This window comes from Pyrococcus yayanosii CH1, assembly GCF_000215995.1.
Lineage (GTDB): Archaea > Methanobacteriota_B > Thermococci > Thermococcales > Thermococcaceae > Pyrococcus > Pyrococcus yayanosii.
In genome coordinates this window covers 896,120-911,168 of the sequence record NC_015680.1, presented here as the reverse complement: position 1 = coordinate 911,168, position 15,049 = coordinate 896,120, and the positions used below count along the sequence as shown (strand labels likewise).

General features: G+C 51.0%; 14 protein-coding genes. 8 read left to right on the top strand and 6 right to left on the bottom strand.

The window, feature by feature from the left end:
- Positions 1-10 precede the first annotated feature (10 nt).
- A complete protein-coding gene (locus PYCH_RS05060) occupies positions 11-688 on the top strand; it encodes a fumarylacetoacetate hydrolase family protein (protein ID WP_013905777.1) in 678 nt (225 codons plus the stop codon).
- 4 nt (positions 689-692) lie between these two features.
- Here the strand turns inward: PYCH_RS05060 and PYCH_RS05055 are convergent, their stop codons facing one another.
- The 4 genes from PYCH_RS05055 to PYCH_RS05040 are packed head-to-tail and all read right to left on the bottom strand — an operon-like array spanning position 693 to position 3,537.
- Positions 693-1,076, bottom strand: coding sequence for a hypothetical protein (locus PYCH_RS05055; RefSeq protein ID WP_013905776.1), 384 nt, complete (start codon positions 1,074-1,076; stop codon positions 693-695).
- Between the two features lie 40 nt (positions 1,077-1,116).
- On the bottom strand, positions 1,117-2,175 hold the full coding sequence (gene trm14, locus PYCH_RS05050) for a tRNA (guanine(6)-N2)-methyltransferase (protein WP_013905775.1): 1,059 nt from the start codon (positions 2,173-2,175) through the stop codon (positions 1,117-1,119).
- 5 nt (positions 2,176-2,180) lie between these two features.
- The gene (locus PYCH_RS05045) at positions 2,181-3,248 is read right to left on the bottom strand and encodes a GTPase (protein WP_013905774.1); all 1,068 of its coding nucleotides are present in this window, start codon (positions 3,246-3,248) and stop codon (positions 2,181-2,183) included.
- Positions 3,205-3,537 carry a TIGR04076 family protein gene (locus tag PYCH_RS05040; protein ID WP_013905773.1) on the bottom strand — a complete coding sequence of 111 codons (333 nt, stop codon included), beginning with the start codon at positions 3,535-3,537 and terminating at the stop codon, positions 3,205-3,207. Before PYCH_RS05040 ends, PYCH_RS05045 begins: the two co-directional genes overlap by 44 nt.
- Positions 3,538-3,666: 129 nt before the next feature.
- Between PYCH_RS05040 and PYCH_RS10320 the strand changes: the two genes are divergently transcribed.
- The 7 genes from PYCH_RS10320 to tdh all read left to right on the top strand — a co-directional run bounded on the left by PYCH_RS10320 (position 3,667) and on the right by tdh (position 11,817).
- Positions 3,667-4,011, top strand: coding sequence for a DUF515 domain-containing protein (locus PYCH_RS10320; protein ID WP_308700741.1), 345 nt, complete (start codon positions 3,667-3,669; stop codon positions 4,009-4,011).
- Positions 3,980-5,080, top strand: coding sequence for a DUF515 domain-containing protein (locus PYCH_RS05035; protein ID WP_308700740.1), 1,101 nt, complete (start codon positions 3,980-3,982; stop codon positions 5,078-5,080). Before PYCH_RS10320 ends, PYCH_RS05035 begins: the two co-directional genes overlap by 32 nt.
- Before the next feature lie 5 nt (positions 5,081-5,085).
- Entirely contained in the window at positions 5,086-6,102 is a 1,017-nt protein-coding gene (locus PYCH_RS05030; protein ID WP_013905772.1) for a hypothetical protein, read from the top strand.
- A gap of 16 nt (positions 6,103-6,118) precedes the next feature.
- Positions 6,119-8,692, top strand: a complete 2,574-nt coding sequence (locus PYCH_RS05025; RefSeq protein WP_013905771.1) for an ATPase, T2SS/T4P/T4SS family — start codon at positions 6,119-6,121, stop codon at positions 8,690-8,692.
- 10 nt (positions 8,693-8,702) lie between these two features.
- A complete protein-coding gene (locus PYCH_RS05020; RefSeq protein ID WP_013905770.1) occupies positions 8,703-9,764 on the top strand; it encodes a type II secretion system F family protein in 1,062 nt (353 codons plus the stop codon).
- A gap of 4 nt (positions 9,765-9,768) precedes the next feature.
- Positions 9,769-10,692 carry a type II secretion system F family protein gene (locus PYCH_RS05015; protein ID WP_013905769.1) on the top strand — a complete coding sequence of 308 codons (924 nt, stop codon included), beginning with the start codon at positions 9,769-9,771 and terminating at the stop codon, positions 10,690-10,692.
- A gap of 78 nt (positions 10,693-10,770) precedes the next feature.
- Entirely contained in the window at positions 10,771-11,817 is a 1,047-nt protein-coding gene (tdh, locus tag PYCH_RS05010) for an L-threonine 3-dehydrogenase (RefSeq protein ID WP_013905768.1), read from the top strand.
- A gap of 4 nt (positions 11,818-11,821) precedes the next feature.
- Here tdh and pheT read toward each other — a convergent pair whose 3' ends face one another.
- On the bottom strand, positions 11,822-13,492 hold the full coding sequence (pheT, locus tag PYCH_RS05005; RefSeq protein WP_013905767.1) for a phenylalanine--tRNA ligase subunit beta: 1,671 nt from the start codon (positions 13,490-13,492) through the stop codon (positions 11,822-11,824).
- Positions 13,493-13,502: 10 nt separating this feature from the next.
- Positions 13,503-15,005 carry a phenylalanine--tRNA ligase subunit alpha gene (gene pheS / locus PYCH_RS05000; protein WP_013905766.1) on the bottom strand — a complete coding sequence of 501 codons (1,503 nt, stop codon included), beginning with the start codon at positions 15,003-15,005 and terminating at the stop codon, positions 13,503-13,505.
- Positions 15,006-15,049: the final 44 nt, after the last annotated feature.

The window sequence follows — 15,049 nt, the reverse complement described above, 5'->3', positions numbered from 1 at the left end:
GGTTTTCACGATGATACGACTTCCCTTCCGCGACGGTTACTATGAGGTTCGGCCGACGAAGATAATAGCACTGGCAAAGAACTACGCCGAGCACGCGAGGGAAATGGGAAGCGACATTCCAGAAAAGCCAGTCTTTTTCCTAAAACCTCCCTCGGCGCTAATAGGGCCAAACTCCACGATAATCCTTCCTCGGATCAGTAAACGCGTTGACCATGAGGTCGAGCTCGCTGTGATAATCGGCAAGCGCGCTAAGAACGTTCCAGCCAAGAGGGCAATGGAATTCGTCCTCGGTTACACTATAATGCTCGACATCACAGCGAGAGACCTTCAGGCTGAGGCTAAGAGGAAGGGTCTTCCCTGGACCATCGCCAAGGGCTTCGACACCTTCGCCCCAATCGGTCCTCGTGTCGTGGACAGGCGGGAGCTTGACCCCAGCGACCTTGAGATTGGCCTAAAGGTTAACGGAGAGGTCAGGCAGCTTGGGAGAACGAGTCAAATGGTCTTCAAAATTCCGGAGCTCATAGAATACATCTCAAGCATTATGACGCTCGAACCGGGAGACATAATAGCCACAGGGACTCCTGCAGGTGTTGGCCCTTTAAGGCATGGAGACAGGGTTGAAGCTTGGATAGAGGGCATTGGAAAGGTCGAGTTCGACGTTCTGGCTGAGGGCTCAATCCTCTGCTAATTTTTTACTTCTTATTGACCAGCTTCACCGAAATCCACTGCATTCCCTTCTTGTCGTTCTTGATGACGAGGAGGTAATCTCCATCTGGAATTCTGACGTTCTTGAACTCTACATCTTTCACGTGCTCCCAGGCCCTGTAATAGCTGAAGGACTCGCCCTCCTTGAGCCTCTTAAAGTCCTCCTTCGTGAGTATATAGACGCTTATCTCGCCATTAGCCTTCACGTAGCCGTTCAGCGTCGAGTTCCCGATGAGCCTGTATGTTCTGTAGTCCTCAAGGTTGGTCTTCCACTCGTAGTTGAAGCTGTAGTGGTTGAAAGTGTAGTATATACCCCCGGCGAGAAGCACCACTAGAACGGTGAGGCCAAAAATGATTGCCTTTTCCTTCATATAACCACCAAACAAAGTAGGAAAAATTTGCTTAAAAGTTTTACTCGATCACATAGGTGTGAACCATCAGCCCACCGTGGCCGATGAGGCGGTGGTGAATAATTCTAAACCCGTTCTCCCCTATTGCTTTCTCTATCGCCCCCTTTTCGGTGGTTATGAAAACGCCTCTCTTCTCGAGGACTTTGGCGAGCTCCGCAAAAAAGTCCATGTAAAGCTTTGGAATCGCGCTCCTCCGCCCGATTTTTAGCCCGTAGGGAAGATTGCTAACGGCAAAGTCAACGCTCTTAACGTATTCGCTCAGCTTCGTTGCATCGCCGAGGATAAAGTTTATCCGGTCAATAATCCCAGCCGAGATTGCGTTCATCTTTGCTCCAAGAAGGTGCTTTTTGAACTTCTCAAGGCAGATTATTTCACCGGTATATCCCCTCAAGGCGAGCTCGATTGGAATGGTTCCGCTACCGCAAAAGGGGTCTATGAAGGGTCCGCCGTCAGGCTCGGCAAGCTCAATCAGTGCATTGGCTATGCTTGCCTTGAGGTGGGCCGGGTGGTCATAGACTCTCCAGGGCCTCCTGTGGAGCGAGTGGTCGCCCGTTGTGTCGACGCCAAGGAAGAAGGATCGGCCGACAAGTTCGGCCCTAAATATGACCGCGGGATGGTCGAGGTTCACGAGGGCCTTGGTCTTCTCGACTATTACCTTCCCTACAACCCTTGCCACGTCAATGCTCGTGAAGTCATGCTCCCCAAGCCTCTCCGCCCTCACGGCGAAGCTCTCCGTTGCCTTCACGTACTTCTCAACAGGTAGCTTTTGAACGAGGGTCTCTATATCTTCCAGCCCTCCAACTTCCCCCATCCCAACCTCAAGCATTACCCTGTGGAGGGTTCTAGACCGCTCGTTCAGGAGAGTTGCAACGCTCAGAGGCCTTTTCCTGCCTTTCTCATCGGTGTAGTAAGCCTCGCCAACCTCAAGCTCTAACCTTCCCTCGACTCCAAGGGGTCTCTTCCTAATCTTTCCCTCAATTCCCACCTCCGCAAGGATCCGTTCGACTTCTCTACTCGCAACGTCTTCTATTCCCTGAGCCGTCGTCAGGAGGAGCCTCATATCCATCACTCCAGAACTGCCACTATCCCCTTCCACTTCTTCCCGAAGCATTCAGCCGCAATAACGTACTTCCCGGTAATCCTCTCGACGAATTTGAGGGCATTGGGGCACTTCTTAAAGCCTGTGGCTATGGCCACCATGAAGTTGCCGACATTCACAGCTCCAAACCTTTTCTTGGGTCCCAGTTTCTCCTCAAGCTCCCTTCCGAACTTCCAGAGGATTACCCTTGGTTCCGTGAGCTCCAGTTCCGCAATTCGATTTAGGATGTCGTCGAAGTCTTCGACGTATTCCTCTTCTTTTCTCTCATCCGTGCTAAAGAGTGTGAAGCGGCCGGTCTGCCACTCACGGAGGAACCAGCGAGCGGTTTCCTCTAAGTCAACCTCGCCACCGGCCTTGATGAGACCTCTTCTCTCCCCTATCTTTCTGAGAATTTCCTCCTCGCTCTCGAACTCTTTGATGCCGAACTTCTCGGTTATCGCTTCCTTCCTTGTCTCGAGTATGCGGGAGATTAGCTTCAAGGCCGGCTTTACCGGTTCCTCTATTTTATCGGCGGGAAAGCCACCTTTAATCACTAACTCGTCGAAGTCATCTATGGGGACGACGCCTGGAGTGTCCAGGAGCCACAGCCTTCTTGTTAGCCTTATCAATTGCTTTCCCTTCGTGTACCCAGGAATGGGGGCCGTCCCCACGGCGTGCTTTCCCTTGAGGACGTTGATTATGGTGCTCTTGCCCACGTTGGGATAGCCTATAAGGGCGACCTTAACTTTCTCTTTCCCAATCTCCCTCGCGAGCTTCTTGAGCTCTCTCCGCAATATCCCCGTTCCCTTCCTCTCTCTCGCCGAGATGAATACCACGGGCAACTCGCTCCTCCGCTTGTACTCTTCGGCCCATTCCTTGGGCACGAGGTCAGCTTTATTCATAACTATGAGAAGCCTCTTCCCACTCTCCAGGACCATCCTTTCAAGCTTCCTATTCCTCGTTCCTATTGGGTCTCTGGCGTCCACTACCTCGACGACTATGTCGGCTTCTTCAATAACTTCCTTCACTATCGCCCACGCTTTTTTCTGCTTCATTCTCCACCACCGCTATCTCGAAGATTACTGTTCCCCCATCCGTATAGGGTGGTCCCGGATCAAGACACTGGATGTAGGCCTTGTCTCCCTTTCCTAGGCCAAGTTCCCTCGGCTTAATACCCTTTCGAAGGGCGACTATATATGGTAGTAGGGATGCAAAGGCATGGGTGCAGAGGGCATCCGTTTCGTCAAGTTTTACCTCTGGTCCCTCTATAACTATTCTGTCCCCAACCTTAAATACCGGACATCTGCCACGAATTTCCACGACGCGGGCTGTTAATCTCTCCAATGCTAATCCCTCCGAACCGTGTTAGCGAAAGGCGAAAGTTAAATAAATATGGTGAGTCCAAGATTATGGCAGGACTTCCAATTACTGATCTCGCGTTTAAGTTAGATAATTATGACGGTGGTGTCGAACGTGGCTGAGGATATAGAGTCCAAGATTAGACGTTTAAGAGAGCTTGGAAGAACTATTGGAGAGACGGAGGAGCAGCCTCCCGTTCCTGCGGCACCGAAACCTCCTAGGAGGAGGATTTCTAGGATAGGTACCCTGCGAGAAAGGGAGAGGCGGAAGAGGATAATTATAGGGGCGACGATTATAAGCATAATAATCATAGTTGCTGTGCTTGCCGTTTATGTCTACCTTCAAAACAAGGCCGCGAGAGAACTGGAATTAGCTAAACAAGCCAAAATAGCTGAGGTAAATAAATACTTTACGGGGGAGCTCGCTAATGATACTGTCAAGTACCAACATAATAAATAAGATTATGGCTGCCAAAAGTATTGAGGAGCTCAATCAGATAGATGTAAAGGCTACATACGAGCAAAGGCTTAGAGAAATAGAAGAAGAAAGGCGCAGAGAGGAGGCCCTGAGGGCTCAAAGGGAGCTTGAACTGCTCAAGGAGCAGGTGAAAGCCAACGTGACGATGGCATTTGAACCCCTTCTTGCCATGCCGCTTCCCGATGAACTCAAGAGTGAAGTGGTAAAGACCATGGATGAAATCATCCAGAAGATCGATGAAGCCCAAAGCAAGGAAGCCGTGCTCTCGATAGACCCGACGCCCTACCTCCTGAATCTGTGGAAGCAGTACTACTACTATCGCATTGATACAATTCCCACCCAGAAGGTAATCCTCAAGAAGGGCCAAGAAATGCGGATATACACTAAGCAGGAGGCGAAGGTGGAGATAAGCAAGATAAACGACCTCGCGGAGCTTCTCTCCTATGAAGTTGAGAAAGTTGAATATGTTCAAATTGCCCTTCTCCTCACGCGCGACAACGTCGTTGGTGGGTTCCTCCAACCTGGAGATAAGATAAAGATATACGCTATGAACGGAACAAAATTCGTAGAGATAGCTCCAGAGGGTTACGTCGTCTTGCCACTTCTCTCAACGGATGCGGGGATGATCTCGGTTTCCGAATCTCAGAGTCAGAGCACCTCGATATCGAGCTCTGCCACAACCTCAACGACCGACACCTCTAGCACCTCCTACACCCCGGGTGACAATACCCTCACGATAAGCCAGCAGAAGCAGGAGCAGCATTCCACTAGCCAAGTCAGTAGCGAGAGTGTGACCGCTTCCTATTCCTACACGGTTGACCTCTCCGAAATACTTAAGGCGATAGCGGCCGGTAAGATAAAGACTCCGGAGGAAGTCAGGGAGCAACTAAAGAACTACGGGTGGAGAGTCCTTGATCTCGAAGAAGAGTCCGGCTTCCTTGCGTTACCACCTAACACCCTCGTCCTAGTGGTGGTCGAGGTTCCCAAGGAGTTCGTTCCCGACATCCTCAATTATAGGGGCTCGATAGTGATAGCGAAAATCGTGGGGTGACAGGGGTGAGGCCGGTTATTGCTCTCTTCCTAACATTTTTAGTAGCTTTTACGACGTCTCCCGTGCTCGGTGGGACGTATAACCTCCCCAGTCACCCCGATTATAATAACATAGGTCTCCACTCAGAGCTTTACCTGACCCTTAACGTTACCCTTGTAAACACGGGCCCCTTCCCTAAGTTCGTCCTTGTGAATCCTCGCTACGATTTCGTCGTTCACAGGGGATATCCTGGCAACGAAAGCTATAAGTCTTTCTTGGTTGGTGACACGGTGTACTATTCTCTTGGCAATTCCTGGGCAAACACATTGAACTACTACATTGGTTTCTGGATACATCCACACGAGGTTGTGGTCGTTGAGTTCAGGATTATAGAGTCGAACCCCCTTGTGATAGACCTCAAGGATTACGTCAGTCTATGTGGTGAGTATAAAATAACTGAGGTAACCCTTGAAAATGGAAATGTCACAGGCCACGTCAATACGAAAGATGACCTTGGAAATGGACCCTTCTGCGATGTTATATACCCCCAGTTGCTTAACACCCCGAAGTTCATTGATCCAACGATACTCTTTCCAATTCGGGATCCCAGCATAAAGATCCTTAATTACTGGGGGACGGTAGGGTTTAGGGTTGAAAATGTTCCCGGACAATACGGAAACTTCAGAACACTTTTTGCCATTGCACCCCCTGTCCTCTTTAAGGATGCGGAGCACTATGCCTTCACGCCCAATTACACGATGACATATAGGGAGTACGTTAATGATTTCCTCCCCGAATACCTTGGAATTGAACCTATGAAGGAGGGCGTCTCCCTCAACGTGACCCCTGACCTTGTCCTCTACGAGCTCACAGATTCCCTAATCACCCTAGGCAAGATAAAGGCCACGTTAATTCAAGGAGGCGAGATGGAGCCCATTGACTTCCCTATTTGGATAGTGTGGCTTGGTGCAGATATGAACATAGGATGTAGAAAGCTTGAATTCGAGATTTCTTACAGATTCAGGTGGGAGATTGGAGATTAAGGGACGGTGATGGAGTGTGGAAAAGAAGGAGAAAAAGAAAAAGTCAACGTCCTGGATTGATGAGATACTTAGTGGAGATAATCTCTCCCTTGAGGCCATACTTGGTAAGGGTGAGAGGCCGAAAGAGAAGCCAGCAGAGAAGGATAAAGCATCCCTTCCAGATCTCTCCCTTGGGGCACTCCTCACCAAGGAGAGTGCACCCAGGGAAGATACTCCATCTCCCCTGGCCTTCTTGAAAGGGGGCGGAGGTCCGAAGCTTGAAGACATACTGAAGAAGCCGAGCGAGGAGCCCAAGAAAGTGAGAGAGCAGCCTGCTCTTGTAGATATGGGTATTCAAGACATCCTTGGGACGAGAGCGAGAAAACCCTCCGTTTATTCTGGGGAGATTAAGGTTCTCGATGTTTACGGCAACGTGAGGATACTGAAGGTCAAAGGGGAACCAATTCCAATATATGAAATTAAAATGCCAGAATTGAGCAAGGAGGAGGAAAGGTTGCTTAAAATGGTCAGGGACAGGGCTATAGTGGAAATTCAGATAGATCCGGAGAGCATACCGAACCTCGAGGAACGTAGGAGGGTCTTTCTCCGAGAAGTTAGGAAGATGGTCAAGGAAATGGCACCAACCCTGTCGGAGGGTAGGGTCGAGCTTCTTTCGGAACTCGTCGTTCAAAGCATGATTGGCTACGGCAAGCTTGATCCCCTCGTTAGGGATGATAACCTTGAGGAGATTATGGTTATTGGAACGAACAGGCCTGTCTACGTGTGGCATCGCCGCTTCAGCATGTGCAAGACCAACATCGTCTTCGAAAATGATAGGGAAATCCTCAACATAATAGAGCGCATAGCGAGGGAGGTTGGCAGGAGGATAGACCAACAAAGTCCGCTTCTTGATGCCCGCCTCCCCGATGGTAGCCGTGTAAACGCCACCATACCTCCGATAAGCCTTGACGGACCGACGCTAACTATCCGTAAGTTCAAAAAGGATCCGCTGACGATAATAGACCTGATAAAGTATGGCACGCTTAACCCGGAGGTCGCAGCGTTTCTCTGGCTCCTCGTTGATGGTCTCGGCGTTAAGCCGGCCAACATCCTCGTGGCCGGTGGAACCGGTTCCGGTAAAACCACTACTCTCAACTCCATTGCAATGTTCATACCCCCGAGCGAGCGCGTCATAAGCATAGAGGATACTGCGGAGCTTCAGTTGCCTATAGAGCACTGGGTAAGGCTCGAGACGAGACCGCCAAACGTCGAGGGGAAGGGAGAAATAACTATGGATGACCTTGTTAAGAACACCCTGCGTATGCGTCCCGACAGGATTATCGTTGGTGAGGTTCGCGGGCCTGAAGCGAGAACTATGTTCACGGCGATGAATACCGGTCATGATGGTGCCTTACTCGGGGACGAGCCAATACAGCTCTCTGACGGCGGAGTAATTGAGATAGGGAGGCTGGCTGAGGAGTTCTTCCAGGATGGAGAGATCCACAGAGAAGGGGACTTTGAGTGGGTGGACGTATCCGAGAGGGGGATTCTCGTCAAGAGCTTCAACAAGGAGACCTTCAAGATTGAGGATAAGCCAGTGACGAGGGTATGGCGCAGGAGATACAGGGGCAGGATGCTGCGTATCAGAACCAAGACAGGCAAGGAGATAACTTTAACTCCGGACCACCCCGTTTACATAATCAAAAACGGAATAGTTGAGATAAACGCCGAGAAGCTGAGGGTTGGCGACTACATAGCACTCTCTCAGAAAGCCGGTGAGTCCCTTGACGTTATACCAAACATCGGTGAGCTTATCAGGGAGATAAGAAGATCTGCTGGACTGACTCAGGAAGAGCTTGCTTCCCTGCTCGGACTTAGTGGAAGCACTATAGAGGCCTATGAGCGGAACGTCTGCTCACCCTCACGCAGACGCGTTAAGGAGTTGGCAAAGATTTTACAGCGCTCGGAACTCGAACTCCTCGCCGATGCGGATGTCTACTGGGATTTGGTCGTGGAGATAGAGGAGATTAACGTGGATGATTATGTGTACGACCTGACAGTTGCGGATAATCACACCTACATAGCCGGGAAGTTCGGTGGGTTTATAGTTTCCAACTGTATGGGCACCATACACGCCAACAGCGCTAGGGAGACCATAGTTCGTCTTGAGAGCCCACCGATGAACGTTCCCAGGATTATGATCCCGGCACTCGACATAATTATTATGCAGGTCCGCTATCACAGTCGTAAGAAGGGAACGATAAGAAGGATAACGGAGATAGCTGAGGTTTCTGGAATAGAGGGGGAGAGCGTTCAGTTGAACAAGCTCTATAAATACGACCCCGCCAAGGATGAGCTCGTGTCGACGGGCGTTCCGAGCAGATTTCTTAATACGTTATCATATCACACGGGCATGAGCGTCGAGGAGCTGAAAATCGAGATAGAGAAGAGAAAGCTCATTCTAGAGTGGATGATAGAGAGGGGCATAAGAGGCATAGACCAGGTAGGTGCTAACATAAGGGAGTTTTACGTGGACGAGGAGGAGTTCCTGAAGAAGATTCAAAGGGAATCCACAATAGAGATGAGCAGAAGGGTTCAAGAATTCGTGTGAGGGAGAGTAAATGGCTATTAAGAAAAAGATAACGAATTTCCTAGAGAAGCTCGGGGGCAAGACAATTGAAGTTGCAGAGAAGCCAATCAGGAGGATACCCCGCAGTATGCCAATAGCCGAAAGGCTCCAGCTCCTAAAGAAAATGCAGGAGGAAATCCAAAAGGAGAGAGAAAAGAAAGAGGAGGAAATCCTTGAAGAGACGATTGAGTGGCGCGAGAAAGAGCTTCAGCGTCCGTTTTCGGAGAGGTTTGCTGATGCAATGCTCAAGTACTTCAGGGGGCCTGTCGAATCGCTCAGCAAATCAATCAAGGGTCTTGATGTTGATCTTTACAGGGCTAATATGAGGATGTCCAGGGAAAGATACGTTGCCCTTATGCTTGGCGTTGCTATATTTGCGGCAATATTTGGATTTCTGGTTGGCTTTCTCCTCTACATGCCAATAGACCTTTCTATCCTCCTTGGACTCCTCGGATTCATTGGTGGTTTCATGTACATGAGGTACTACCCAAAGATAGTGTGGAGGAGGAGAGTTGAAGAAGTTGAAAGAGCTCTGCCCTATGTTCTTAGGCACATGGCCGCGCTATTGAACGCAGGCGTGGGCATTGCGGAAGCCCTTCTGTCAGTTGCGAACGCTGATTATGGAGCCATCTCAGAGGAATTCGAGCTCATGATTAGGGACATGCATGGTGGGGCGAGCTTTGAAGATGCGATAACAAGGTTCGAGGAGCGCATGGGGTCGGAGAGTGTCAGTAGGGTTGTGAAGCAGATGCTTAGGGCGATAAAGTTTGGCGGCAACCTTGCCGATGTACTCTACAAGATGGCTGAGGATTTTTCTTTTGAGTATCGCATTAAGCTCATGGAGTATGTCCAGAAGGTGAACGGTCTCGCGTTCATATATATGTTCCTGACGGTTGTAATGCCGACCCTCATGGTTGTGGCGATACTTGCGGCATCCCTCATGGCGAAGGCCCTCGTAATAACGATACCGGCACTTGCCGTCATCTTACTCTTCGCATTCCCCTCCCTGTCGTTCATTATGGTCATGATGATAAAGAGGGCCGAGCCGAGGTGATAAAATGCCAAATGGAAGGCTCACCAGGTTGCTGACGGGTTTTATAGAGAGGATGGTTCCAAAGAGGCACTTGAAGAGGTACGAGCTCCTTCTCTATTCGGCGGGGATAAACTTCAAGGCCTCAGAGTACCTTGGAATATCCGTCATGGTAGGCATAGTTTCTGGTTTAATCTTAATCTTGATGTTCTTTAATCCTCTCTATGGCATCGCCGGCTTCTTTGGTGGTTTCCTCGCCTTTGCGATTATCTACCCCTACTGGAAAGTATCTCGGAGAATAGAAGAAATGGAGAAGATGCTCCCCGATGCGTTCTTTTACCTAGCGAGCTCCCTGAGGGCGGGCGTTTCTTTCTCGGAAGCTATGGAAGAGCTGACAACGGCAAAGTTTGGTGCATTAACGGAGGAGTTTAAGAGGACCGTCGCCGAGATAAAGAGGGGAAGACCAACCATAGATGCCCTTAGGGCGTTCGCTATGAGGAACAGGAAGTCTGCGGTGCTCTACAGATCAATGATGATAATAATCGAGGCACTTGAAAGGGGTGCCCCTATGGCCGACGTTCTTGTAGCGGTTGCCAACGATGTCAGGGAGATACTCAGGATAAAGAAGGAGAGGAAAGCCGCGACGGGCATGCAGATGATGTTCTTCATGGCCGCAAGCGGTTTCATAGGGCCTCTCATACTGGCGGTTATCTCCAAGATTACTGAGGGAATGTCCGGTGCACAGCTCGGCTTTACACTGCCTGTGGATGCGATAAGGACAATACTGGGACTCTTCGTGGTTGCCCAAGCCTTCGTCAGCGGGCTTGGTATAGGGGTGATAAGGGAAGGGAATTTCTCGGCTGGCCTTAAGTATGGGGCGATAATGATAGCTATGGGCATCTTGGTGTTTATCCTTGGTACCAAAATGGAAATTGGGGGCTTCGGCTTCTAATACAATTTTGCGACCATAAACCGTTTATACCCTGCTGGAAATTATTTGAATGGGAAAAATATTTCTGGAGGGGATGGCATGCCAGAGAAGATGGTTGCAATTATGAAGACTAAGCCCGCCTATGGTGCTGAGCTCGTTGAGGTGGATATTCCAAAGCCCGGAGCGGGGGAGGTTCTCATCAAAGTCCTTGCAACGAGCATCTGTGGAACGGACCTCCATATATACGAGTGGAACGAGTGGGCCCAGACCAGGATCAAGCCGCCCCAAATCATGGGGCATGAGGTCGCCGGCGAGGTCGTCGAGGTCGGCCCTGGCGTTGAGGGAATAGAGGTGGGCGATTACGTCAGCGTTGAGACTCATATAGTGTGTGGCAAGTGCTACGCCTGCAGACACAACCGCTATCACGTCTGCCAGAACACCAAGATATTCGGCGTTGATACCAACGGTGTCTTCGCAGAGTACGCCGTTGTGCCAGCCCAGAATGTCTGGAAAAATCCGAAGAGCATTCCGCCGGAGTACGCTACGCTTCAGGAACCCCTTGGAAACGCCGTGGATACAGTTCTAGCGGGCCCGATAGCTGGAAAGAGTGTCCTGATAACTGGGGCAGGCCCGCTTGGCCTCCTTGGGATAGCCGTTGCGAAGGCCAGTGGGGCGTACCCTGTCATCGTTTCAGAGCCCAGCGAGTTTAGGAGAGAGTTGGCAAAGAAGGTTGGTGCCGACTACGTGCTCAACCCTTTCGAGGAGGATGTCGTTAGGGAAGTCATGAACATAACGGACGGAAATGGCGTTGACGTTTTCCTTGAGTTCAGCGGTGCCCCTAAAGCCCTTGAACAAGGTCTTCAGGCCGTGACGCCTGGAGGAAGGGTTTCTCTGCTCGGCCTATTCCCCGGGAACGTCAGCATAGATTTTAACAACCTTATAATCTTCAAAGCGCTGACGGTCTACGGAATCACGGGCAGGCACCTATGGGAGACCTGGTACACCGTCTCGAAGCTTCTCCAGAGTGGCCGGCTGAATATCGACCCAATAATAACTCACAAGTACAAGGGTTTCGACAAATATGAGGAAGCTTTCGAGCTGATGCGCGCGGGCAAGACCGGAAAGATAGTCTTTATGCTGAAGTAAAAAATCAGGGGCGATAGAGGGGTCTCAGGAAGAGCTCAAAAGCCACAACGGGAACCTCGAGCCCCCAGTTTTCGAGGACTTGGGGGTGCACTTCCCCTATTATCCCTATTTCTCGGCCGTCCACGATTATCCTTCCAACCCTGCCCGGGATAAAGGAGCCATGCTCTGTCTCCTCCAGTTCGTACTTTACGCCGAGGTGCCTCAGGAAGGAATCGAGGATCTCTTTGGCCTCCGTGAAGTTAGCCCTTGGGTGGGCTATAGCCACCGCAAGCTTGGGCTCGCTGACGGTTTTAGTCTCTCTGGTCTCGTCAATTAAGGTTGCGAGACCTACCTCGAAGATCCTCTGTGGGTACTCCTCGTGAGTGTTCATGCTTAGGAACTCCATGAGGCTTGGAAGGAGCCACTTCCTGAGAGCGCTCCATCTCTGACTCACTGGATTGGCTATCTCGACGATTTCCTCCTCAGGAATGTTCATCTTCTTGAACTGGGCCTCCTTGTTGGTTAGGTTAAATGTCATGACCTCTTGGAGACCAAAGCCTATCATGAGCTCTCTTATGGCATCCTCAAAGTCTTTGAACGGATCTCCCTTGCCCTGCACGGCCAGCTTTGGTTCCTCGGGCTCGATGTTATTGTAACCGTAGGCGATAAGCACGTCTTCAAGCACATCCCTAGGGTGCATTATGTCGTCGCGGAAGGCAGGATACTTGAGCTTGGCCTTTCCACCCTCAAGCTTCACCTCGTAGAACATCCTCTCGAGGAGCTCTTTTATCTGCTCGTCACTCAGGTCAAGGCCGCTGAGCCGCCTTATGTAGTCAAGCTCAACCTCGAACTCTTTGGGAGTTAAGTCGGGTGTCTCGATTTTAAAGTCGGGGTAGACGACCTTAACGCTCCTTATCTTTCCACCACGCTCGGCTAGGGCGGTAACCACGACGTTCAAGGCGAGCATTATCTTCTTTAGATTCCACCCGGTGACATCGATGAAGACATTTCTCGTCCCGATTGTTACCCTTCCGGTCAGCTCGGAGTTAATTATGGGCGGCATCGAGAGAACGTTGCCCTCGCTGTCCACGAGGAGCGGATAGTAGGGCTTGTCCTTGATGAGATGGCCGTGCTCTCTGCCCTTCTCATGCTTCTCCAGGATTTCTTCGAGGGTCATCTCCTCCTCAAAGCCAAGCGGGACGAACCGTTCGGTCTTCTCCGCCGCCTTATAGTAAATCGGAGGCTTCACCTTGTCAAAATCGAAGATGCCTATCGCGACTTCCCTCCTTCGCCTCCCGAACGTCAGGGCTATCTTCTCTTGGAGGTTTATCATCTGCCTGAGGGCCTCTTCGTCAAGCTTCAGCCCCTCAACGATGGCGTAGACACCGTAGGGTCTGATGTCCTTCAGCCTTTCATCCACGTAAACGACGACGTCGCTCCTCTCGACTTTATACTCGGGAAGCCCTCTGGCCATTCCCAGTGCCCAGCGAATCTGTCTCGCAACTCCCTCTGCACTCCAGAGGTCGGGCCTGTTCGTGTCCTTGGAGTCAAGCTTGAAATATACCCTCCCATTCTCCTCCCAAACGTCATCGAGCTCACACTTGGCGTATAGCACAAGATCCTCCCACTCCTCGAGGGTGAAGCTCTTCCCGATAAGTCTTTCGAGGTCTTCCTTCGAGACGTCGAACTTGGGCATGGACATCACCTCACAATATCACCCTGGCTTCTCTGAGCCACTTTAGGTCATAGCTGAAGAGGTAGCGAATGTCATCTATACCAAGCTTGAACATCGCGAGCCTGTCTATTCCGATTCCCCACGCTATTACAGGAGCGTCTATGCCAAGGGCCTTTGTCATCTCTTCCCTAAAAACACCCGCGCCGCCGAACTCCACCCACCCAAGTTCGGGGTGATAGGCGCTCATCTGGACGCTTGGTTCGGTAAACGGGTAGTAGTCGGGCAGGAACTTGACCTTCTTCGCCCCGGCGATCTCTATCGCGAAGCGCTTGAGTATGCCAAGCAGATGTCTGAAGTTTAAATCTTCGCCAACGACGAAGCCGTCCACCTGGTTGAACTCTATCAGATGCGTCCTGTCGAGAACATCTGGGCGGAACACGCGCTGGATTGTGAAGTATTTCCCCGGGATCTCGACGCCCTTGGCTAGTTGCCTCCCGCTCAGGGCAGTTCCATGAGCCCTCGGCATCAAAAGCATCGCCCTCTCGGGACTCCAGACGTAGCCCCAGCCTCTCGAACCAGCGAGGCCCCTCTCGTGGGCCGTTTTAACCCTCTCAACTAATTCCTTCTCTGGCAAATGGCCTACCTTCGGATACTTGAGCTGATAGGTGTCGGTCCACTCCCTTGCCGGGTGATTCTGGGGCTGGAAAAGGGCGTCAAAGTTCCAGAACTGGGTCTCGATCAGGCTGTCAACAGTCATCTCTATGAAGCCCATCTCTATGAGCTTCCGCCTTATTTTATCAAGAAAGGCCCTATAGGGTTGCTTCTTACCAGGGTAAACCCTTCTAACGGGCGCCTTTATGTCGAAGCGCTTGAGGGTAACCTCTCGCCACTTGCCTGAGCTTATCAGTTCGGGCGTCAGGAGGGAAACCTCTCGCCTGAGCTCTATTCCCTTTCTGACCAGCTCCTCTCCCTTAGATGTTATCTCAGCCCAACGCTCCGTGATGACGTCTTCTTCAGCTATCTTTCGCCTTTTGAGCTCGCCGATCTTGACTATCGTCTCAATCTCTCGCAGGGGAACTGTCCCACGCTCCGCGAGAAGCCTCAACACCCTGTCGATAGGTCTCTCACCGGCTTCTAAACCTTTCTCCGTGATTTCAAGGATGAGCTTTTCCCCTTCTTTCCTTACGTTCGCCCACCCCTCTTTCCTGAGGAGCCCCACTATTGGTCTGAGTTCCTCCTCGCTGAGGACATTCCTGAGTTCCTCGAGTTCAACCTTGCCCTTCTCCCTTAGAATCCTTAGAACCCTCCACTCCGGCAGACCAATTTCGGCGTATCTCTTTCCTATCTCCGTAAGCTTGACGATTTTCTCGCTCCTCTCATGGAGTTTGGCTAATCCTTTGCTCTGGAGACCAAGAAGCGCTCTCATAACAGCTACCTGCTCAAGACCCGTCCTCTCGACGAGCTCTTCCACACTGGCTCGCTTGGTCTCTGCGAGGTTAAGGAGCACAATTTTCTCGTTGTAGCTCAGGTCCATGGCGACCCCCTCCGCTTATCGGGGTGAGGCTTAAAAACACTTTT

What these genes read in the sequence shown, in the direction of transcription:
- PYCH_RS05060 (WP_013905777.1), top strand. Translation starts at nt 11, where the DNA reads ATGATACGACTTCCCTTCCGCGACGGTTACTATGAGGTTCGGCCGACG.
- PYCH_RS05055 (WP_013905776.1), bottom strand. Translation starts at nt 1,076, where the DNA reads ATGAAGGAAAAGGCAATCATTTTTGGCCTCACCGTTCTAGTGGTGCTT.
- trm14 (WP_013905775.1), bottom strand. Translation starts at nt 2,175, where the DNA reads ATGAGGCTCCTCCTGACGACGGCTCAGGGAATAGAAGACGTTGCGAGT.
- PYCH_RS05045 (WP_013905774.1), bottom strand. Translation starts at nt 3,248, where the DNA reads ATGAAGCAGAAAAAAGCGTGGGCGATAGTGAAGGAAGTTATTGAAGAA.
- PYCH_RS05035 (WP_308700740.1), top strand. Translation starts at nt 3,980, where the DNA reads ATGATACTGTCAAGTACCAACATAATAAATAAGATTATGGCTGCCAAA.
- PYCH_RS05020 (WP_013905770.1), top strand. Translation starts at nt 8,703, where the DNA reads ATGGCTATTAAGAAAAAGATAACGAATTTCCTAGAGAAGCTCGGGGGC.
- PYCH_RS05015 (WP_013905769.1), top strand. Translation starts at nt 9,769, where the DNA reads ATGCCAAATGGAAGGCTCACCAGGTTGCTGACGGGTTTTATAGAGAGG.
- tdh (WP_013905768.1), top strand. Translation starts at nt 10,771, where the DNA reads ATGCCAGAGAAGATGGTTGCAATTATGAAGACTAAGCCCGCCTATGGT.
- pheT (WP_013905767.1), bottom strand. Translation starts at nt 13,492, where the DNA reads ATGCCCAAGTTCGACGTCTCGAAGGAAGACCTCGAAAGACTTATCGGG.
- pheS (WP_013905766.1), bottom strand. Translation starts at nt 15,005, where the DNA reads ATGGACCTGAGCTACAACGAGAAAATTGTGCTCCTTAACCTCGCAGAG.